The organism is Arthrobacter sp. UYP6 (genome assembly GCF_040547315.1).
Taxonomy (GTDB): domain Bacteria; phylum Actinomycetota; class Actinomycetes; order Actinomycetales; family Micrococcaceae; genus Arthrobacter_B.
The window spans coordinates 51,831-71,825 of the sequence record NZ_JBEPPM010000018.1 but is presented as its reverse complement, the minus strand read 5'-3'; the positions used below and the strand labels follow the sequence as shown (position 1 = coordinate 71,825).

The window sequence follows — 19,995 nt, the reverse complement described above, 5'->3', positions numbered from 1 at the left end:
CAGGTTTTAGTAACCGGTCAGCAGGCGGGAAAGGACCCGGGTGCCGAATTTCAGGGAATCAACAGGAACCCGCTCGTCCACGCCGTGGAACATCCCGGTAAAGTCCAGGTCCTCGGGGAGCCGCAGCGGGGCAAACCCGTACCCGGTGATCCCGAGCCGGCTCAGCGACTTGTTGTCGGTGCCGCCGGAGAGCGTGTACGGCAGCACCGGTGCGCCGGGGTCCTCCGCCTGGAGCGCGCCGATCATGGAATCCACGAGGTTCCCCTTGAAGGGAACTTCCAGGGACACATCCTTGTGCTCATAGCTCACATCGATTCCAGGGCCGGCCAGGTCCTTGATGATGGCAAGGACCTGTTCCTCCTGTCCGGGGAGGGTACGCACATCGATCAGTGCCTCGGCGGTCCCCGGAATGACGTTGTGCTTGTAGCCGGCCTTCAGCACCGAGGGGTTGGAGGTGTTCTGCAGGGTGGCGCCCACAAATCGGGCCACGGTGCCCAGCTCCGACAGCAGGCGCTCGGGGTTCTGCGGGTCGAATTCGACGCCGGTGAGCTCGGTGACCCCGTCCAGGAAGGCACGGGTGGTGTCGGTGAGTTCGATCGGCCACGGGTGTTCGCCGATGGTGGCGACTGCGCGGGCCAGCCGGGTGACGGCGTTGTTGGTGTTGATCTGGGAGCCGTGTCCGGCCCGGCCGTGGGCAACCAGACGCAGCCAGGAAATTCCCTTTTCCGCGGTCTGCAGAAGGTAGGTGCGTTTGCCGCCGATGGTGGCGGAAAAACCTCCCACCTCCGAGATGGCTTCGGTGGCGCCGTCGAACAGTTCACGGCGGTTCTCCACCGCCCAGCCGGCACCGTGTTCGCCGCCGGCTTCCTCGTCTGCGAAGAAAGCAAAAATGAGGTCCCGGCGGGGTTTGGTACCGGTGCGCGCCATGTCGCGCAGCACCGACAGGATCATGGCATCCATGTCCTTCATATCCACGGCGCCGCGCCCCCAGATCAGACCGTCGCGTTCCTCGCCGCTGAACGGATCCACGGACCAGTCCTGCTTCTGGGCGGGCACCACGTCCAGGTGGCCGTGCACCACAAGAGCTGGAAGGGAGGAATCGCTGCCTTCCATTCGGGTGACCACCGACGCGCGGCCGGGAGCAGATTCAAAGAGATCGGCCTGCAGGCCGGCTTCCTCAATGAGCCCGGCCGTGTACTCGGCGGCCGCGCGCTCCCCCGGCCCGGATCCATCGCCGAAGTTGGAGGTGTCAAACCGGATGAGGTCCTGGCAGATCCGGGTGACTTCATCTTCGGCAGTTCGCTGGGGCGCGGTGGGCACAGACGCAGTGGACTTAGACATAGTTCTCCTTCGAAGTTATTGCTGCCAGCCTAGCCACCGGAGTGCTGACCAGCACCGATTTACGGTTCCGACCAAAACCGTGTTAGAGTTTTTCCCGTTGCTTCCGCAGCTTTTGAACGACTAAAGAGCTTGCGGCGAACACCCAAGCGCGGGTGGCGGAATGGCAGACGCGCTAGCTTGAGGTGCTAGTCCTCTAACGAGGGTGGGGGTTCAAGTCCCCCTCCGCGCACAATATCTACCCCTCGGAATCCCTGGATTCCGAGGGGTATTTTTGTATCCGGCCCCTGCGCAGGCTCCGGAGCGATCCTCTCTGGTCCGTCCGGCAGCAGAAAATGCCTCCTTCCCTTCAGGCCGGGCACAGGGCTGCCTAGACTACCTCCAGATAGAAGGAGGAGCCCATGGCAGCGGATCCAGCGGGAATTGGTCCAGCCGGACCAGTCTTCCCACGCAGCGCCGTGATCCTGGTCATGCTGGGTTGTGCAGCGCTTGCCGCCTTTGGTCTGGCCGCGATCAGCGCCATCTTCACCCCGGCTTTCCTGGCGTTCGTCCTGACGCTGTGCGTGCATCCGCTGCGGCAGTGGCTCCAGCACCACGGAATTCCGCGGGGGATCGCGACGGGGTCCAGCATCGCTGCAGTGTTTGTGCTGCTGGCCGGTTTTGCCGGCGCCCTTATCGCGGCCCTCGCACAGTTCTCCGCGCTGCTGCCGCAGTTCGCGCCCCAGATCACGCAGGCCGGCGCTTCCATCTCCGGCTGGCTTACCGCGGCCGGGTTTGGTCCCGAGCAGGTGCAAGCCGTTGAGGCCGGGTTTAACCCGGGACGCATCATCGGATTTCTCGGTGGGCTCCTGGGTAGTATCACCAACCTGGCAGGCATCCTGGTGATAATCCTCACGCTGCTCATCCTCATGGCCTTGGACGGCTCGCGTGCACCGGCGCTGCTGTCCCACCTGAAAGTGCACCGTCCGGCTCTTGTCTCAGCCTTGGACGGTTTCGCCTCAGGAGTCCGGCGGTACATGGTTGCTACCACCGTCCTGGGACTGGCGCAGGGATTGTTCAATTGGCTGGTGCTGCTGATCCTCCACGTCCCCGGCGCCCTGCTTTGGGGGTTGCTGTCCTTTGTCTGCAGCTTCATTCCCAATGTGGGCTACTTCATAGCCCTTATTCCTCCGCTGTTTTTCGGCTTCCTCACCGGAGGCTGGCCCACGGTTGTTGCCGTGGTGGTTCTCTTTGGCGGAATCAATGCCGTAGTCCAATCCATAGTGCAGCCGAAGTTCATCGGCAACGCAGTGAACCTCAGCGAAACACTGACTTTTCTTTCGGTGCTTTTCTGGGCTGTGGTCCTGGGCCCGGTCGGCGCCATCCTGGCGGTGCCGCTCACACTGCTGGCCCGAACGCTTCTCTTGGACTCCGACCCCTCACTGAGCTGGTGGCGCCCAATGACGGACGACCGGAAAGACCTTGAACGGTTGCTGGAAGAGGAGGATGCAGCCATCCGTGCGCACCGCTCCCGCTCGGGGCGGCGCAGCAGGCGCAGGGTCCGGCGCGCGCGTCCCGGCGCTTCCCCCGCAACATGACGCCGTCCGGGCAGCCATGCTGACCCTGATCATGTCCCTGGCCTCATTTGCTGTTGCGGGCGCTGTGAGTTCGGTGCCGGTGAGCATCACCATCATGATCCTGCTCTCGCCAAGGCCCAGGCACGGCGCGCTGCCGTTCCTGTTCGGCAGCCTCGCCGGCTCCATCATTGTGGTGGGCCTGTCAGCGCTTGGGCTTCGGTTCCTTCCGGGGCGTCCACGTCTGGACCAGATTACGGTCCCGGCTTTTCTGGGCGTCCTGATCGGCGCCGGGCTCGCCGTCTATGCCGTGTATCTGTTCCGGCGGAAGCCGCCGGTGAGCGCGGGCAGGAGACTGGAAAATCTGCGGACCCGGTTTGACTCCGCCCGGGTCTGGCAGTTCGCGGCCTTGGGCGTGGGCCTGAATCTGCGTCCCAAAGCGATTCTCCTGGCGGTGGCTGCCGGCGGGCTGATCGGTGTTCGGAACCTGTCTCCGGTGGAGGCAACCCTGCTGGTCCTTGCCTATGCTGCGGTGGCCCAATCCGCCGTCGTCGGGCCCATTCTGGTGTGGCTGCGGTCCCCCGACCGGGCGCAGGACCAGCTCGCGGCGCTGCATGCCTGGATGCAGCGCAACGGGCGTACCGTCACCGCTGGCGTTGCGCTGGCCGTCGGTGTGTTTCTTGTGGGCTTCAACCTGCTGCAGCTGGATTAATGCGCGGCCCGGACCTTTTCATGACCATGGGCAACAATGGCGTAAATGATCAGCACGTCAACGGCTATGACAATCAGCGACCACCAGGGCTGCACCGGGACCAGCAGCAGCTGGACCACTGCACTGACCACGGCAAGAACTACGCCGGCCATGCGGGCCCAGGTTGCCGAAGCAAACAGTCCGAATGCCGTCACGATAAGGAGGGCTCCAATGAACAGGTTCCACCAGCCCCACCCGGTGGTGTCGAAGAGGAACAACGTCCCGTCCACCACCGTGTAGTAGACGTTGGAGCCGATCAGTGCCACAAGTGCCTGGACAACACTGAAAATGCCGTTGACGAGCAGGATGACGCCGGCAAAACGAACCCAATCGGTCGCGCCGGAGGATGCAACTGGCTGCTGGACAGTACTCATGATGCCGACCACTTTCGGTAGGACGCGCTGCGCCGGTACGGTGACCGGCTGCAGCTGTGTCGGGAAACGCGTACTGGTATCAATTGTCATCCCCGCCTCAGAAACTGGTCAATCGTTGACGCCTGTTGCCGCACCTCAGCGTTCGGTCCCGGCTTAGCGGAAACGGGCCGTAGCCGGCGCTCTGCCGTGTCAACAGGCGCCGGCCGCCGGTACGCTCTGAACATGGATGACAGCACGCTCATCAATGCGCTTCTCGTAGTGTTTTTTGTCCTGCTGGGGGGCGTCTTCGCCGGGACGGAAATGGCCCTGGTGTCGTTGCGGGAAAGCCAGATCAGCCGGATAGAGGCATCCGGACCCGGCGGCAGGAAAATCGCGGAGCTGGCCCGCAATCCAAACCTCTTCCTCTCCTCCATCCAGATCGGAGTCACGCTTTCGGGGTTTTTCTCCGCTGCCTACGGCGCCTCGGCGCTGGCGCCCGCGCTGACGCCCGCGCTGCGTGGACTCGGGTTTCCTTCCGCCGCGGCGAATGCAACCGCCTTCATTCTCCTCACCCTGGCCGTTGCCTACCTGTCCCTGGTCTTCGGTGAGCTGGTTCCCAAGCGTTTGGCCATGCAGAATGCAGAGCGTTTCACCAGGCTCCTTGCGCCTCCCCTGAACGTGTTCGCCGTGGTGATGCGCCCCGTCATCAAACTGCTGTCGGTGTCCACGGATGCCGTGGTCCGGCTGCTGGGCGGAGATCCGAACGTCAAAACCCCGCCGGTGTCGTCACAGGAGCTGTGGGACATGGTGGCTGCGAGTCCGGTCCTGGCCGAGGACAGCCGCCGGATCCTCTCGGATGTCTTCGGTGCCGGCAACCGACTCTTGCAGGAAGTGATGCGTCCGCGGCCCGAGGTTCAGTTCCTCGCAGCGGACCTCACGGTGGCGCAGGCGCGGACAGCTGTGCATCAACTGCCCTACTCCAGATACCCGGTGATCAGGGACTCCCCCGACGACGTCATCGGCTTTGTGCATGTCCGTGACCTGCTGCGGGGAGGCAGTGACCGGAACGGCGGCGGCGGACGCGATGGTGCGGGTGGCGAGCCGGCGCGGACTCTGGGAGACATTGCCCGCCCCATCCTCTTTCTTCCGGGCACTGCCGCGGTTGTCCCGTCGCTGTCCAGAATGCGCCGGGGCGGCAGCCACATTGCAGTGGTGGCGGACGAATACGGCGGAACGGACGGCATTGTGACGCTGGAGGATCTGGTAGAAGAACTGGTGGGCGAGATTTACGACGAGTATGACACCTCGCGGGAGCCCGAAGACCGGCACCGCCGGATACGTGGTGACCTGGTGGTTGACGGAGCCCTCATCCTGCAGGAATTTGAACGCCTCACCGGCATTTCCCTTCCGGAAGGACCGTATGAAACGGTTGGCGGATTCATTATGGAAAGGCTGGGGCGGATTGCCCGGCCCGGCGACGTGGTCCAGGCTCCGGGCGCTGAGCTTGAGGTTCTTAGCCTTCAGCGCCGCCGCATTGCCGGGGTACGGGTAATGTCCCGTCCGGGTGGCCCCGGCAAAGGGAGTCCCAAGCATCGAAACCCCGGGCCGGCATAAGCCTGCTTCGCTTACCAGCCGTGCCGTCGATTCCCGTAACATTGCTTTGCCGCTTCGCAGCGAAGAGAATACCGGACACGGGCCGCAGGCCCTTTTGCGGTCCCACCCGGACCGCATGAAAGATATCCAGAAAGCAGGAAAGCCGTTATGGCCGAAACACAGACCAACGCGGGCGAGCCCGAACTCAAGCGGGTGATGGGGACCAAACTCCTTCTACTCTTCATCGTCGGTGACATTCTTGGAACCGGTGTTTACGCCCTGACCGGCCAGGTTGCCGGCGAGATTGGCGGTGCCGCCTGGGCGCCCATCCTGGTGGCCTTCGCCGTCGCCACGATCACGGCCCTGTCCTATCTGGAGCTCGTGACCAAATTCCCGCAGGCTGCGGGGGCCGCGCTTTACGCGCACAAGGCCTTTGGAATCCATTTCCTGACCTTCATCGTCACGTTCGCTGTGCTCAGCTCCGGCATCACCTCGGCGTCAACGGCCGCGAAATTCCTGGCCGAGAACTTCATTGTGGGATTCAACCTGGAGTGGGGACAGACCGGGGTGACCTGGGTGGCGGTTATCTTCATGCTGATGCTTGCGGCGATTAACCTGCGCGGAGTGGGTGAGAGCATAAAGTTCAACGTGGTCCTCACGATTATTGAGCTCACCGGCCTGCTGATCGTCATCCTGATTGGTTTCTGGGCAATGGCGCAGGGCAATGTTGATTTCTCTCGTGTGATGGTCTTTGAAACTGAAGGGAACAAGAGTGTCTTCCTGGCGCTGACCGCGGCCACCTCGCTGGCATTCTTTTCCATGGTGGGCTTTGAAGACTCGGTGAATATGGCCGAGGAAACCCGGGACCCGGCAAAGATTTTTCCGAAGGTCATGCTGACGGGCCTGAGCATCACCTTGATTGTTTACCTGCTGGTGTCCATTGCGGCCGTAGCCATTGTCCCTGTGGGCCAGCTGTCCGCCAGCGCAACACCGCTGCTGGAGGTGGTCCGCGCCGGTGCGCCTAACCTCCCGGTGGACGTCATCTATCCGTTCCTGTCCATCTTCGCTGTGGCCAATACTGCTCTCATCAACATGCTGATGGCCAGCCGGCTGCTGTACGGCATGGCCAAACAGGATGTGCTCCCCCGCTCGCTCTCCAAGGTGCTTCCGGGCCGCCGCACACCGTGGGCTTCAATCCTGTTCACCACCGCGATCGCGGTGGGTCTGATCATCCTTGTCACCAACTTCATGGGTAAGGAAACTGTGACCGCGCTGGGCGGCACCACCGCCCTGCTGCTGCTGGCCGTGTTTACTGTGGTGAACATTGCCTGCCTGGTCCTGCGCCGCACTCCGCATGAAGGCAAGCACTTCCGTTCTCCCGGCTTCCTTCCCTACGTTGGCGTCTTCAGCTGCGCGTTCCTTCTGGGTCCCTGGGCGCAGGATCCGATCGAGTATCAGATCGCCGGACTGTTGCTGGTCCTGGGCCTGCTGCTGTGGGTCCTGACCTGGTTCTGGAACCGGGCCGTGCGCGCCAAGAAAACCCGGTTTACGGATGCCGAAGAACTCCGGGGCTAAAGCCTCCCACCCGTTTCCCTTTCCTATGTCAGGAGCACCATGAGTATCGTCGTCGGTTTTCTTCCCACTCCGGAGGGCGGAGCAGCCCTGGAGGCTGCCCGCCGGGAAGCCGCTGCCCAGTCCACCACCCTGGTGATCGTGAATGTGGGGTCCCCGCGCCACGGACTCCACCACCAGCAGCAGGAAGAAGCCAATCAGGCAGCGGTGGAGAACCTGGAAAAGGAGCTGCGCGCTGCGGGGACGGAGTTTGTGCTCATCCACCCGGTAGGAGACTATGATCCGGCCGAGGAGATCCTCAAGGCTGCCGAAGATCCGCAGGTTCAGCTGATTGTCCTGGGCCTGCGCCGCCGCACACCGGTGGGCAAGATGCTCCTGGGCAGCACGGCACAGCGGGTGCTGCTGCAGTCGGACTGCCCCGTCCTTGCGGTGAAGGCTAACTCCTAGCCTTCACCGCCGTCGTACCGCGTGCCCCCGCGGAAGAACATGCCTGTGGCCGGCACCCGATCGGATCGGGTGCCGGCCACAGCTGTGCCTGGAGTGGTACCGGGTCAGCGCTACGTAATGGAGGCGGAACCGCGGCGCTTGTTGAAGACGTCAAAGGCTACGGCGGCGAGCAGGACCAGACCCTTGATGAGCTGCTGGTACTCGGTGCCAACGCCCATGATGGACATGCCGTTGTTCAGGATGCCGATAATCAGGCCGCCGATAATGGCTCCGGTGACCCGCCCGATGCCGCCGGTGACGGCCGCCCCGCCAATGAAGACGGCGGCGATGGCATCCAGCTCAAACCCTTCGCCCGCTTTCGGGCTGGCCAGGTTCAGCTGCGCGGTGAACACGAGTCCCGCCAGTGCGGCCAGGACACCCATGTTGATGAACACGGTGAATGTGGTCCGCTTGGTGTTGATGCCCGAGAGCTCAGCAGCGTGCAGGTTTCCGCCCATGGCATAGATGTGGCGGCCCCACACGCTGCGGTTCATGACCGCCGAGTAGCCGACTGTGAGCACGCCCAGGATGACCAGCACAATGGGCGTTCCGCGGTAGCTGGCCAGCAGGTAGGTGATGAAGAGAATCAGCCCGGCGGTCAGAACCAGTTTGGCGGCGAACCAGAGCATCGGTTCATCCACCAGCTGGTGGCGGCGGCGGATCATCCGCTGGCGGATGCCCGAGCCCACCAGCGCGGCGGCCGAGAGCACGCCGATGATGACGGTCAGCGGCTCCAGGAAGGTGGTGCCGCCGCCCAGATCGGGAAGGAATCCGCTGCCCAGATCGCGGAACTGGTCCGGGAACGGTGAAATCTGCTTGTTCTGCAGCACAATCTGCGTCAAGCCGCGGAACGTCAGCATGCCGGCCAGGGTCACAATGAAGGCCGGTATGCCAAAGTACGCAATCCAGAAGCCCTGCCAGGCGCCGACGGCGGCTCCGAGGACCAGGCACAGAACCGCCGCCAGCCACCAGGGAAGTCCCCACTGGGTGATCATGACGCCGGCTGCGGCACCGGTGAACGCCACCACGGAGCCCACCGAGAGATCGATGTGCCCGGCAATGATGACAAGCACCATGCCCACGGCGAGGATCAGGATGTAACTGTTCTGGATAATCAGGTTGGAGACGTTGATCGGCGCCAGCGTGATCCCGTTGGTGGTGATCTGGAAGAAGATGATGATGGCGATCAGTGCGATGAACAGCCCCACCTGGCGCAGCTGCCCGGTCAGGTAGTTCAGGGCCGAGCCGACAATTCCCTGTGGCCGGTCCTTCGAGGCGGGAGCGCCGGTGGACGATCCCTGATCGGTGAGAGTGCTCATTGGCTTTCCTTCTCTGTCGCGGCGACAGGAGTCCTGGCGTCGCGGGTCATGTACTGCATGAGGTATTCGGCACTCGCCTTTTCGCGCGGGACATCAGCGGTGATGCGGCCCTCGGCGAGGGTATAGATGCGGTCGCAGATTCCCAGCAGTTCGGGCAACTCCGAGGAAATGACGATGATGGCCTTCCCCTGGTCTGCCAGCTCGTTAATGATGGTGTAAATCTCATACTTTGCCCCCACATCGATGCCTCGGGTGGGTTCGTCGAGGATCAGCACGTCCGGGTTGGTGTGGATCCATTTGGACAGCACCACTTTTTGCTGGTTTCCGCCGGAGAGTTTTCCGGTCAGTGCAGTGACCGAGGGCGCCTTGATGTTCATGCTGGTGCGGTACTTCTCCGCCATCAGGTGCTCCCGGTAGGGGTCCACCCAGCCGCGGACCGAGAGTTTATTCAGCCCTGACACGGAAATGTTGCGCTTGATGTCCTCGATCAGATTCAGCCCGTACCGTTTGCGGTCCTCGGTGGCATAGGCCAGTCCGTGGCGGATGGCCTGGCCCACGTTTTTCATGGTGACTTTGCGGCCGTTCTTGAAGACCCGTCCGGTGATGTTGTGTCCGTAGCTGTGGCCGAAGATGCTCATGGCCAGTTCGGTGCGGCCCGCGCCCATCAGACCGGCAATGCCCACAATCTCGCCCGCCCGAACGTAAAGGTTGGCTTCGGACACCACCCGGCGGGAACGGTCCAGCGGGTGGTGCACGGTCCAGTCCTCCACCCGAAGGACTTCATCGCCGATGGTCGAAACATGCTCCGGATACCTGCTGTCCAGGTCCCGGCCCACCATGCCGCGGATGATGCGCTCCTCGGAGACGTCGTCGTCGTGCATGTTCAGGGTCTCGATGGTGCGGCCGTCACGGATGATGGTGACGGCGTCGGCAATGGCCTTAATCTCGTTGAGCTTGTGGCTGATGATGATGCAGGTAATTCCGTCTGAGCGCAGGTCCTTGATCAGGCCCAGCAGGTGCTCGGAATCTTCATCGTTCAACGCTGCGGTAGGTTCATCCAGAATCAGGAGCTTGACCCGCTTGGAGAGGGCTTTGGCGATTTCGACCAGCTGCTGTTTGCCTACGCCGATGTCCTGGATCCGGGTCGCGGGGTTCTCGGTGAGGCCCACACGCTCCAGGAGCTTGGCGGCTTCCAGATTGGTGCGATGCCAGTCGATGAATCCGCCCTTGGACTGCTCGTTGCCCAGGTAGATGTTCTCCGCAATGGACAGAAACGGGCTGAGCGCCAGCTCCTGGTGGATGATCACCACCCCCGCTGCTTCAGAATCCTTGATGTCCCGGTACTCCTGCAGCTCGCCCTCCAGCAGGATTTCGCCCTCGTAGGTACCTGCGGGGTAGACACCGGAGAGCACCTTCATCAGGGTGGACTTGCCGGCACCGTTTTCACCGCAGATAGCATGCACCTGCCCCTGACGCACATCCAGGGAGACATCCTGCAGTGCCTTGACGCCGGGGAAGGTCTTGGTGATTCCCCGCATGGAAAGAATGTTTTCGTTCACGTTCGTGTCCTTACCGGCGGACCCCGGGGGCGGCAGCATCTGCTCCCGCCCCCGGATTCCGCGGTGGTCGGCGTTATGACAGGTCTGAGGCTTGGTAGTAGCCGCTGTCCACGAGAACTTCCTCGTAGTTGTCCTTGGTGACCACCATCGGATCCAGCAGGAAGGTCGGAACAATCTTGACCTTGTTGTCGTAGGTATCGGTGTCGTTGACCTCGGGCTCTTCGCCCTTGAGCACGTCATCAACCATGGCAACTGCCTGCTCGCCGAGGGCGCGGGTGTCCTTGAAGATCGTGGAGTACTGCTGGTTGTCCATGATCGACTTCACCGAGGCTGCTTCGGCGTCCTGGCCCGTGATGACCGGCAGGGCATCCGGCGCGTAGCCGGATCCGGTCAGGGCTGAAATGATGCCCAGCGAAATGCCGTCGTACGGGGACAGCACGCCGTCTACTTTCTCGCCGCCGGAGTAGGTGCTGGCGATCAGGTTCTGCATGCGCTTCTGGGCAGTGGCGGGATCCCAGCGCAGCGTGGCGATCTGGGTGAAGCCGGTCTGTCCGCTCTTGACTACCAGCGTGCCCTTGTCGATGTAGGGCTGGAGGGTGTCCATGGCGCCGTCGTAAAAGAAGTTGGCGTTGTTGTCATCCGGGCTGCCGGCGAAGAGCTCAATGTTCTTGGGCTCCGATGCGCCGGTGTCCTTGCCGTCGGCATCCAGGATTCCCAGTCCCGTCAGCAGCGATGTGGCCTGCTGGACTCCCACGGTGTAGTTGTCGAACGTGGTGTAGAAGTCCACGTTCTTGTTGCCCGTGATCAGGCGGTCATAGGCGATGACCTTGATACCGGCGGCTGCGGCATTGTCCAGCTGATCGCTGAGCGCGGTGCCGTCGATGGCGGCGATCACCAGCACCTTGGCGCCCTTGGTGATCATGTTCGAAACCTGCTGGACCTGGGTGGGGATGTCGTCGTCGGCGTATTCCAGCGTCGTTTCGTAGCCCAGGTCTTCAAGGGAGGCCTTGATGGAGTCGCCGTCCTTGATCCAGCGTTCGGAGGTCTTGGTGGGCATCGCGATGCCCACCAGCGCGCCGGCGTTGTCGCCGGAATCGGCGGCATCGGAATCAGCGCCGCCGCGGCCTGATCCGGAGCCGCAGCCGGCAACGGAGACGGCAAGAATGCCGGCCGTCAGGCTAAGGAGGAGTTTACGGATTTTCACGAAGGAGCCCTTTCGATGGACGTCTCTGTCTAACGGGGAAGCTGCCGGATCTTCGAAGCGGCTTTTCTTTCTCACCGCGGCCTGGGCCGGTAAAAAATGAGAAGTGGATCACATATCAGCGTGAGCGCTAACATTATGGCTCCCGGCAGGCCCCTGTTGTCAATTCCCTCCGGAACACGCCGTGCCCCTTAGCCGTTCCGCGGCCACACGAGGGAGGCCAGATTGATCAGAGATACAGCTGCAAGCCCCCAGCTGCAGGGCCGGGCGGCCACGGAAGAGCGCCGGCTCATCAGGGCTCTGATTCCTTGAGTGGCCGGGCGCTACGGATCCGTTACCGGGCCAGCTCGGCGGTGATGGCCGCAATCCCCAGATAAGTTTCTTCGAAGGATGTGGACAGCGGTGAGAGCCCCAATCGGATGCCCGAGGGATTGCGGTAGTCGGGAATGATGCCCTGTTCCCAGAGGGCGGCCGTGACGGCTTTGAACGCCGGATGGTCAATGGTGACGTGGCTGCCCCGCCGTTCCGCTTCCCGCGGCGAGGCAACAACGACGCCGTGCGGCGCCAGCAGCTTATCCACAGCCGTCAGCGCATACTCGGTTAGGGCCACCGATTTTGCCCGAATGGCGTCGATTCCCGCTTCGGCAACGAGGGCGATCATGTCCTGCATGGGGAGCATGCCCAGCACCGGCGGCGTTCCGGAGACCAGCCGCCGGATGCCGGGGGCCGGCACGTATCCCTGCGCCATGCCAAAGGGATCCGCGCTGCCCAACCATCCCTGGATCGGTTGACTGAACTCCTCCTGGTGCCGGGCCGCCACGTAGGCCCAGGCCGGAGCGCCGGGACCGCCGTTGAGGTATTTGTAGCTGCAGCCCACGGCGTAGTCCACGTTCCAGCCATCCAGCTGCGCCGGCACGGCACCCGCCGAATGGCACAGGTCCCACAGGACCAGCCCACCGGCTGCTTGGACCACGGCCGTAATCGCCTGGGCATCCGCAAGGTACCCGGACCGGTAGGCCACATGACTGAAGACGGCCAGGGCGGTTTGCGGCCCCACCGCCGCCGCCACCGCCTCAGCCGTGACGCCGCCGTCGTAAGCCGTGGGAACCCAGCGCAGGGTTAGCCCGCACTCACGCGCGATACCCTCCATGACGTACCGGTCAGTGGGAAAGTTGTCCGCATCCAGCACGATCTCCGTCCGGCCCGGACGGGCAGCGACGGCCGCCCGCGCCAGCTTGTAGAGCAGCACCGTGGTGGAATCCGCCACGGTGCACTGGCCGGGCGCGGCCCCGAGCGCCGCCGCACCGAGCGCGTCACCGATGCGCTGGGGCAGATCGAGCCACTGCTCATCCCAGCCGCGGATAAGCCTGCCGCCCCACTGGTGCCGGACAAAGTCCTGCAGCCGATCTGAAGTGGCGCGCAGGGGCCGTCCCAGCGAATTTCCGTCCAGATAGGAGTGGACGCCATCGGCCTCCAGGAAGCTGTCCCGGAAACCGGCCAGCGGATCCGCCGCATCCAGTTCCTTGGCAGCAACGAGCAACAGGTCAGCTTCAGTCATGAGGGAACATTAGCAGTCTAGGTATTGGGTGAGAGCCGGTTCGGCGCCGCCGGCCGGGCCTGCTCCGCATCGCCTGCTGCCGCTGCGTCCGCCAGCGGCAGTACTGTTCCGCCGAAGTGCCGCCGCCTGGACCGGCTGTTCCAGGCCACGAAGGTGGAGCCGGTGTATCCGCCGTCGCCATCCGTATCTGAGATCGACAGCGAAACTGTGCCCGGCAGGAAGACCGGAGACTCAAAGTCGATGGTCCACTCGTACGGCTCCGGGCGGTTTGCCACGATGTCGCCCACCGCGCGGGACGCAAGATACATGCCGTGCGCCAGTGACTTCTTCATGCCCAGCGCCTTCGCCGAAAGCCGGCTGAGGTGAATGGGGTTGAAATCGCCGGACACCATGGCGTAGTTGCGGCCAGCGTCGGCACCCAGCCGCCACTGGGCCGTGGGCTGCGGCGGAACAAAATCCGGGTGCGCGGCCCGCGGTCCCGGACGGTCAAAGCGGTGCAGGAAAACACCCTTGGCCAGGTAGGTGGACCGGCCGAGCCACACAACGTCCCCGGACTCGGTCGCGCGGACCTCGGCGATCAGCTCCACCTGCGTTCCGGCACGGTGCCCGGCAAGGTTTTCAGCCCACGCGGTAACCGTCAGCGGCTCACTGTAGTGGATCGGCCGCAGATGCTGCACATGGTTGCTCAGGTGGACCATGCCCAGCAGCGGCAGCGGGAAGTCCTCCCGTGCCATCAGGCTCATGGCCACCGGAAACGCGAAGGTGTGAACGTAGCCCGACGGCAGGTAATCCGACGCACTGTGCAGCACAAGCCGCTGAAAGTCCGCCAGCCGTTCCAGGTCCACCCGTGCGCCGCGGACGGTGTGCCTGTCGGTAGGCAGCGTCTGCGGCGCCTGCGCCGAGGAAAGCCTCGCCCTGGCGGCTGAGCCCACCGCGCCCACGTAGAGCTTTCCGAGCGCCGGGATCTCGCTGAGCTGGGTGTCGGTCATGCTCCCACCATGTTCTGTCCGCAAACCCGGACTACCTGTCCGTTGATACCCGCGGCGGCGTCCGAGGCCAGGAAGGAAATGGTCTCTGCCACGTCAATCGGCAGACCGCCCTGCTGAAGGCTGCTCAGCCGGCGGGCCACCTGCCGGGTCAGGGCCGGAATGGCCGCGGTCATATCCGTCTCAATGAAGCCCGGCGCGACGGCGTTGATGGATCCGCCGCGGGGTGCCAGCAGCGGCGCCGTGGCACGGACCATGCCGATGACCCCACCCTTGGAGGCAGCGTAGTTTGTCTGGCCGCGGTTGCCGGCAATGCCGCTGGTGGAGGCCAGCGAAACAATGCGGCCTTCCGGGCTGAACGTGTCCGAGGCCAGCAGCACCCGGTTCATCTTCAGCTGCGAGGCGATGTTCACCGCAATGACTGACTGCCAGCGGGATTCATCCATGTTGGCCAGCAGCTTGTCGCGGGTGATGCCGGCGTTGTGGATCACAATATCCAGCCGGCCGTAGCGCTCCTTGGCGTGGGCCAGGATCCGGTTGGCGGCGTCGTCGCGGGTGATGTCCACCTGCAGTGCGGTGCCGGAGATCTCATTGGCCACCTTGGCGAGCTGCTCACCCGCGGCGGGAACGTCCACCACAATCACTGTGGCGCCGTCGCGGTGCAGGATCCGGGCAATGGCCGCGCCGATCCCGCGTGCGGCTCCGGTGACCACGGCAACCTTGCCGGCCAGCGGTGCGGTCCAGTCTGCGGGGAGCGTACCGGCGTCGGAGCCCACGGTGAGGAACTGACCGCTGACGTAGGCGCTCCTGCCGGACAGCAGGAAGCGCAGCGCTGCGGCGGTGCCGGGGGCAGCCGCGGAAACGCCGTTGGCCAGGACAATCCCGTTGGCGGTGGCACCGCCCCGCAGCTCGTGGGCAATGGACCGGAGGAGTCCGTCAACACCCTGCCGTGCCGCTGCCGCTTCGGGCTCCTGTGCCTCCGACGCCGGACGGGAGACGGTGACTACGCGTCCGCCCGGAGCCAGATCGCGCAGGGCCGCTCCGGCAGCCAGGGTTGCCTCAGCCAGGTCCTCGGGTGCAGCTGCGGTGTCCAGCACCAGAAGGATGGCTCCCAGTTTCTCCTTGGGGGTGGCATGGCGCCGCACATCCTGGTCCCAGCCGAGCAGCAGCTGGGAGAGTTCATCGGCAGCCTCGCCCTTGCCCAGGACCAGCACCGGTCCGGGCACCAGCGGTTTGCTCGGATCGAAGCGGCGCAGGATGGCGGGCCGGGGCAGGCCGAGCTTTTTTGCGAGTTCCTTGGTGATGCCGTTGTTGACGAGGTTCAGGTAAGTATCGCTCATGATCAGCGTGCCTCCAGGATCGCTACGAGGCCCTGGCCGCCGGCGGCGCAGATCGAGATGAGGCCGCGGCCGGATCCCTTTTCGTGCAGCATTTTTGCCAGTGAGGCGACAATGCGTCCGCCGGTGGCAGCAAACGGGTGGCCGGCTGCCAGCGAGGAGCCGTTGACGTTGAGTTTGGTGCGGTCGATGCTGCCCAGCGGCCCTTCCAAACCCAGCCGGGTGCGGCAGAATTCGTCGTCCTCCCAAGCAGCGAGGGTGGAAAGTACGGTGCCGGCAAACGCTTCGTGAATTTCGAAGAAGTCGAAGTCGTCCAGCGTGAGACCGTTGCGGGCCAGCAGACGCGGGACGGCGAAGGCGGGAGCCATCAGCAGCCCATCCTTGCCGTGCACAAAATCAACGGCACCGGCTTCGGCGTCGACGACGTTCGCCAGCATGGGCAGGTCGTGCTCCCGGGCGAAGTCCTCGGAACCGAGCAGCACCACGGAGGCGCCGTCGGTCAGCGGGGTGGAGTTGCCGGCCGTCATGGTGGCCTCATCGCCCAGGGACCGGCCAAACGCAGGCTTGAGCTTGCCCAGCTTCTCCATGGTGGTGTCCGGGCGCAGGTTCGCATCGCGGGAGAGCTCGCGGTACGGAGTCAGGAGGTCGTCGAAGAAACCCCGGTCATAGGCGGCGGCCATGTTGCGGTGGCTGGCCAGAGCCAGCTCGTCCTGCGCCTCGCGGGTGATCTTCCACTGCGCGGTGGTCAGGGCCTGGTGCTCGCCCATGGACAGTCCGGTGCGGGGTTCTCCGGTGGACGGCGCGTCCGGGGAGAGGTCCTTCGGGCGGATGCGTGCCACCGCGGCCAGCTTCTGCTTGGTGGTCTTGGCACGGGAGAGGTCCAGCAGCGCCCGGCGCAGGCCTTCACTGACGGCAATGGGTGCATCCGAAGCGGAATCCACTCCCCCGGCGATGGCGGAATCCAGCTGGCCCAGCTTGATCTTGTTGGCCAGGCTGATGACCGTTTCGAGCCCGGTGGCGCAGGCCTGCTGCACATCATAGGCAGGGGTCTCCGGCGACAGTGCAGAACCCAGTACCGCTTCGCGGGTGAGGTTGAAATCGCGGGAGTGCTTCAGGACCGCGCCGCCGGCAACTTCACCGATCCGCTCGCCCTGCAGGCCGAAGCGGGCCACCAGTCCGTCCAGGGCAGCCGTAAGCATGTCCTGATTGGAGCTGTACGTGTACTTGCCGCCGGACCGGGCGAACGGAATCCGGTTGCCGCCAATGACGACTGCTTTCCGGACGGCGCGGGCAGGGGTGTTGCCGCCGGTGGAGGCGGGCTCGGCCTGGGGCTGGACAGCCATGATGTTGTCTCCTAGGAAGATGCTGCAAGTGTGAGGGGAATTACTGCAACCCAGCGTACCTGATACGCTGAGTATCGTGAACACTGCTCTACAAGATCCCTCCTCCCCTGCGCCCTCGGACGGGCGGTCCCTGCGCTGGGAAGCCCACCGGGCCGAACGCCGCCGCGAGCTGATCAAGGCGGCGCGGCGTGCCGTCCACACCCTGGGAGCGGGTGCCTCCATGGAGGAGATAGCGGCAGCGTCCGGAACGTCCAAGTCTGTCTACTACCGGTATTTCGGTGACAAGGCCGGGCTGCAGCAGGCCATGGGCGAGATTGTCCTCTCCCAGATGCAGGACAAGATCCTCGCAGCGGGCCGTACAGCCTCTTCGCCCCGAGCCGGCCTGCAGGCCATGGTGTCCGCATACCTCCAGATGGCTCAGACCTCCCCCAATGTGTATGCCTTTGTCACGGGCGGCCCCGCGGGCGAATCAGCCGGAAACACCGGACCCCGGTTCGCCGACAGCCTCACCTCCTTCTTCGAAGCCATTACGGCAATGATGGAACGGGCGCTGCGCGCGTATCTGGAGAGCGGATCCTCCGCCCCGAAGGTCGGCATTGCAGCGGGATTCTGGCCGACGGCGGCACTGGGCATGGTCCGCGCGGCCGGTGAGCGGTGGCTGGCCACCGCGCCGGGACCGGATAAGCCGACGGAAGCGCAGATGACGCAGCAGCTGACCGTTTGGCTCTTTGACGGCATCGGATATGAGCCGGGGCCCGGGTGAGACAGGCTCCTTCCTTCCCACAGCTTTTCTCCCGCCCGCAGGGGCATAGGCCCTCATCACACACAGGCACAACCACAACGAGAAGGACACGCAATGACGCAAACAGTCTCCAAGCCGGAACGCCAGATCCCCGCCAGTGCCGTACGCGACGATGACAGCGCCGTCGTCGACGTTGACGCCCTGAGCCGTGCCCTGCTGGGCAAGTGGGCGGACATCCGGCTCCAGGCCCGCGCGCTCGCCGGCGAAGAGGCCCTGCATACGCCGGCGGGACTGACCCACACGGAACACCGGGAACGGGTGATGTCCCAGCTGAAGGTGCTCGTGGATACCAAAGCCGTGCACCGCGCTTTTCCGGCCTACGTAGGCGGCGAAGACAACCACGGCGGGAACATTGCCGGCTTTGAAGAGCTGGTGGTGGCGGATCCGTCCCTGCAGATCAAGGCCGGCGTGCAGTGGGGCCTCTTTGGTTCCGCCGTCCTGCACCTGGGCACCCGGGAACACCACGAAAAGTGGCTGCCGGGCATCATGAGCCTGGAGATCCCGGGCTGTTTCGCCATGACCGAGACCGGCCACGGCTCTGACGTTGCCAGCATCGCCACCACTGCCGAATATGACTCCGCCGCCGAGGAATTCGTCATCAACACTCCTTTCCGGGCGGCCTGGAAGGACTACATCGGCAACGCCGCCGTCAACGGCAAGGCCGCCGTCGTCTTCGCTCACCTGATCACCAACGGCGTGGACCACGGCGTGCACGCGTTCTACGTTGATCTACGCGACGACAACGGGTTCCTGCCCGGCGTGGGCGGGGAAGACGACGGCGTCAAGGGTGGACTGAACGGCATCGACAACGGCCGGCTACACTTCTCCAATGTGCGCATTCCCCGCACCAACCTGCTGAACCGCTACGGTGACGTGGCTGCGGACGGCACCTACACCTCCACGATCGAAAGCCCCGGCCGGCGCTTCTTCACCATGATCGGAACCCTGGTCCAGGGTCGGGTATCGCTGGACGGTGCCGCTGTGGTTGCCAGCAAACTGGCCCTGAAGACGGCCATCCAGTACGGGACCGAACGGCGCCAGTTCAACGGCGCCTCCGATATCCGTGAAGAGGTGCTGATGGACTATCAGCAGCACCAGCGACGCCTTCTCCCCCGCCTGGCCACCACCTACGCAGCGGCCTTCGCCCACGAGGAGCTGCTGCAGAAGTTCGATGACGTTTTCTCCGGCGCACACGACACGGACGAAGACCGGCAGGACCTGGAAACTCTTGCCGCCGGCCTGAAGTCGCTGTCTACCTGGCACGCCCTGGACACCCTGCAGGAAGCCCGTGAAGCCACCGGCGGGGCAGGCTTCCTGGCCGAAAACCGGCTGACGGCACTGCGCGCTGACCTGGATATTTATGTCACCTTCGAAGGCGACAACACCGTCCTGCTGCAGCTGGTCGCCAAACGGCTGCTCGCGGACTATGCCAAGGAGTTTGTCGGTGCGGACTTCGGCGTTCTGGCCCGCTACGCCGTCGGGCAGGCGACCGACCGGACGATGCACCGGACCGGTCTGCGCCAGATCGTCCAGGCCTTTGCGGATACCGGCTCGGAAAAGAAATCCGCCATTGCCCTGCGCGACCCCAAGACGCAGCGCGATCTGCTGACGGACCGGGTAGGCACCATGGTGGCCGAGGTGGCCGGTGCACTGCGCGACGCCCGAAAGCTGCCCAAGGAGAAGGGCGCGGCCGTCTTTAATGACAACCAGCATGCCCTGATCGAGGCCGCACGTGCGCACTCCGAGCTGCTGCAGTGGGAGGCCTTCACCCGGGCACTGGACCGCATCGAGGATACCGGTACGCGCCAGGTCATGACCTGGATGCGCGACCTCTTTGGGCTGTGCCTGATCGAGAAGGACCTGTCCTGGTACTTGATGCACGGGCGTCTTTCCACCCAGCGCGCACGGACACTGGGCCCCTACATCAACCGGCTCCTGGCCAAGATCCGGCCGCATTCGCTGGATCTCGTGGATGCCTTCGGCTACGGCCCCGAACATCTGCGCGCCTCGGTGGCGTCCGGCGCCGAGAAGAAGCGTCAGGATGAGGCCATGGAGTACCAGCGCCTGATGCGGGCCAGCGGCGCCGCACCCGTGGATGAGAAAATCCTCATCCAGCGGAAGAAGCAGGCGGCAAAGTCCCGCCGCTGAGGCACGCAGGAGGCCCGGATCGCAACTTCGGTCCGGGCCTCCTGCATGTCTGCGGAATGTCTGCCCGTCCGGATGTCCGGGTGCCCGGGTGCTCGT

Annotated in this window: 16 protein-coding genes and 1 tRNA gene; 8 read left to right on the top strand and 9 right to left on the bottom strand. The window is 64.3% G+C overall.

Going from position 1 to position 19,995, the window contains the following annotated elements:
• Nucleotides 1–6 precede the first annotated feature (6 nt).
• Complete coding sequence (locus ABIB35_RS14915; protein ID WP_354182512.1) at nt 7–1,341, bottom strand: M20/M25/M40 family metallo-hydrolase; 1,335 nt, start codon at nt 1,339–1,341, stop codon at nt 7–9.
• A gap of 146 nt (nt 1,342–1,487) precedes the next feature.
• Here ABIB35_RS14915 and ABIB35_RS14910 point away from each other — a divergent pair.
• From ABIB35_RS14910 to ABIB35_RS14900, 3 genes are all read left to right on the top strand, one after another.
• A tRNA-Leu gene (locus tag ABIB35_RS14910) sits at nt 1,488–1,570 on the top strand.
• A 169-nt stretch (nt 1,571–1,739) separates the two neighbouring features.
• On the top strand, nt 1,740–2,915 hold the full coding sequence (locus tag ABIB35_RS14905) for an AI-2E family transporter (protein WP_354182511.1): 1,176 nt from the start codon (nt 1,740–1,742) through the stop codon (nt 2,913–2,915).
• Nucleotides 2,836–3,603, top strand: a complete 768-nt coding sequence (locus ABIB35_RS14900) for a GAP family protein (protein ID WP_354182510.1) — start codon at nt 2,836–2,838, stop codon at nt 3,601–3,603. The genes ABIB35_RS14905 and ABIB35_RS14900 overlap by 80 nt, the downstream gene beginning before the upstream one ends.
• Here the strand turns inward: ABIB35_RS14900 and ABIB35_RS14895 are convergent.
• A complete protein-coding gene (locus ABIB35_RS14895) occupies nt 3,600–4,016 on the bottom strand; it encodes a DUF7144 family membrane protein (RefSeq protein WP_354182509.1) in 417 nt (138 codons plus the stop codon). The two genes, ABIB35_RS14900 and ABIB35_RS14895, sit on opposite strands and share 4 nt — an antisense overlap.
• A gap of 222 nt (nt 4,017–4,238) precedes the next feature.
• Between ABIB35_RS14895 and ABIB35_RS14890 the strand changes: the two genes are divergently transcribed.
• From ABIB35_RS14890 to ABIB35_RS14880, 3 genes are all read left to right on the top strand, one after another.
• Complete coding sequence (locus tag ABIB35_RS14890; protein ID WP_354182508.1) at nt 4,239–5,609, top strand: hemolysin family protein; 1,371 nt, start codon at nt 4,239–4,241, stop codon at nt 5,607–5,609.
• 147 nt (nt 5,610–5,756) lie between these two features.
• Complete coding sequence (locus tag ABIB35_RS14885; RefSeq protein ID WP_354182507.1) at nt 5,757–7,163, top strand: APC family permease; 1,407 nt, start codon at nt 5,757–5,759, stop codon at nt 7,161–7,163.
• Between the two features lie 39 nt (nt 7,164–7,202).
• Nucleotides 7,203–7,607: a universal stress protein gene (locus ABIB35_RS14880; protein ID WP_354182506.1), complete on the top strand. Its 405-nt coding sequence runs from the start codon at nt 7,203–7,205 to the stop codon at nt 7,605–7,607.
• Between the two features lie 110 nt (nt 7,608–7,717).
• On the opposite strand, the gene mmsB is transcribed toward ABIB35_RS14880, so the two are convergent.
• The 7 genes from mmsB to ABIB35_RS14845 all read right to left on the bottom strand — a co-directional run bounded on the left by mmsB (nt 7,718) and on the right by ABIB35_RS14845 (nt 16,949).
• Nucleotides 7,718–8,965, bottom strand: coding sequence for a multiple monosaccharide ABC transporter permease (gene mmsB / locus ABIB35_RS14875; RefSeq protein ID WP_354182505.1), 1,248 nt, complete (start codon nt 8,963–8,965; stop codon nt 7,718–7,720).
• Nucleotides 8,962–10,563 (bottom strand): multiple monosaccharide ABC transporter ATP-binding protein, encoded by a 1,602-nt coding sequence (gene mmsA / locus ABIB35_RS14870; RefSeq protein WP_502915800.1) that lies wholly within the window; start codon nt 10,561–10,563, stop codon nt 8,962–8,964. The genes mmsB and mmsA overlap by 4 nt, the downstream gene beginning before the upstream one ends.
• A gap of 34 nt (nt 10,564–10,597) precedes the next feature.
• The gene (gene chvE / locus ABIB35_RS14865; protein WP_354182503.1) at nt 10,598–11,728 is read right to left on the bottom strand and encodes a multiple monosaccharide ABC transporter substrate-binding protein; all 1,131 of its coding nucleotides are present in this window, start codon (nt 11,726–11,728) and stop codon (nt 10,598–10,600) included.
• A 331-nt stretch (nt 11,729–12,059) separates the two neighbouring features.
• Nucleotides 12,060–13,283, bottom strand: coding sequence for a kynureninase (locus ABIB35_RS14860; protein WP_354182502.1), 1,224 nt, complete (start codon nt 13,281–13,283; stop codon nt 12,060–12,062).
• Nucleotides 13,284–13,300: 17 nt separating this feature from the next.
• The gene (locus ABIB35_RS14855; protein ID WP_354182501.1) at nt 13,301–14,272 is read right to left on the bottom strand and encodes a MaoC/PaaZ C-terminal domain-containing protein; all 972 of its coding nucleotides are present in this window, start codon (nt 14,270–14,272) and stop codon (nt 13,301–13,303) included.
• Nucleotides 14,269–15,609: a 3-oxoacyl-ACP reductase gene (locus ABIB35_RS14850; RefSeq protein WP_354182500.1), complete on the bottom strand. Its 1,341-nt coding sequence runs from the start codon at nt 15,607–15,609 to the stop codon at nt 14,269–14,271. The genes ABIB35_RS14855 and ABIB35_RS14850 overlap by 4 nt, the downstream gene beginning before the upstream one ends.
• 2 nt (nt 15,610–15,611) lie before the next feature.
• On the bottom strand, nt 15,612–16,949 hold the full coding sequence (locus ABIB35_RS14845; protein WP_354182499.1) for an acetyl-CoA C-acetyltransferase: 1,338 nt from the start codon (nt 16,947–16,949) through the stop codon (nt 15,612–15,614).
• A 76-nt stretch (nt 16,950–17,025) separates the two neighbouring features.
• Between ABIB35_RS14845 and ABIB35_RS14840 the strand changes: the two genes are divergently transcribed.
• Nucleotides 17,026–17,712: a TetR/AcrR family transcriptional regulator gene (locus ABIB35_RS14840; protein WP_354182498.1), complete on the top strand. Its 687-nt coding sequence runs from the start codon at nt 17,026–17,028 to the stop codon at nt 17,710–17,712.
• Nucleotides 17,713–17,805: 93 nt separating this feature from the next.
• Complete coding sequence (locus ABIB35_RS14835) at nt 17,806–19,899, top strand: acyl-CoA dehydrogenase family protein (RefSeq protein ID WP_354182497.1); 2,094 nt, start codon at nt 17,806–17,808, stop codon at nt 19,897–19,899.
• Nucleotides 19,900–19,995 lie beyond the last annotated feature (96 nt).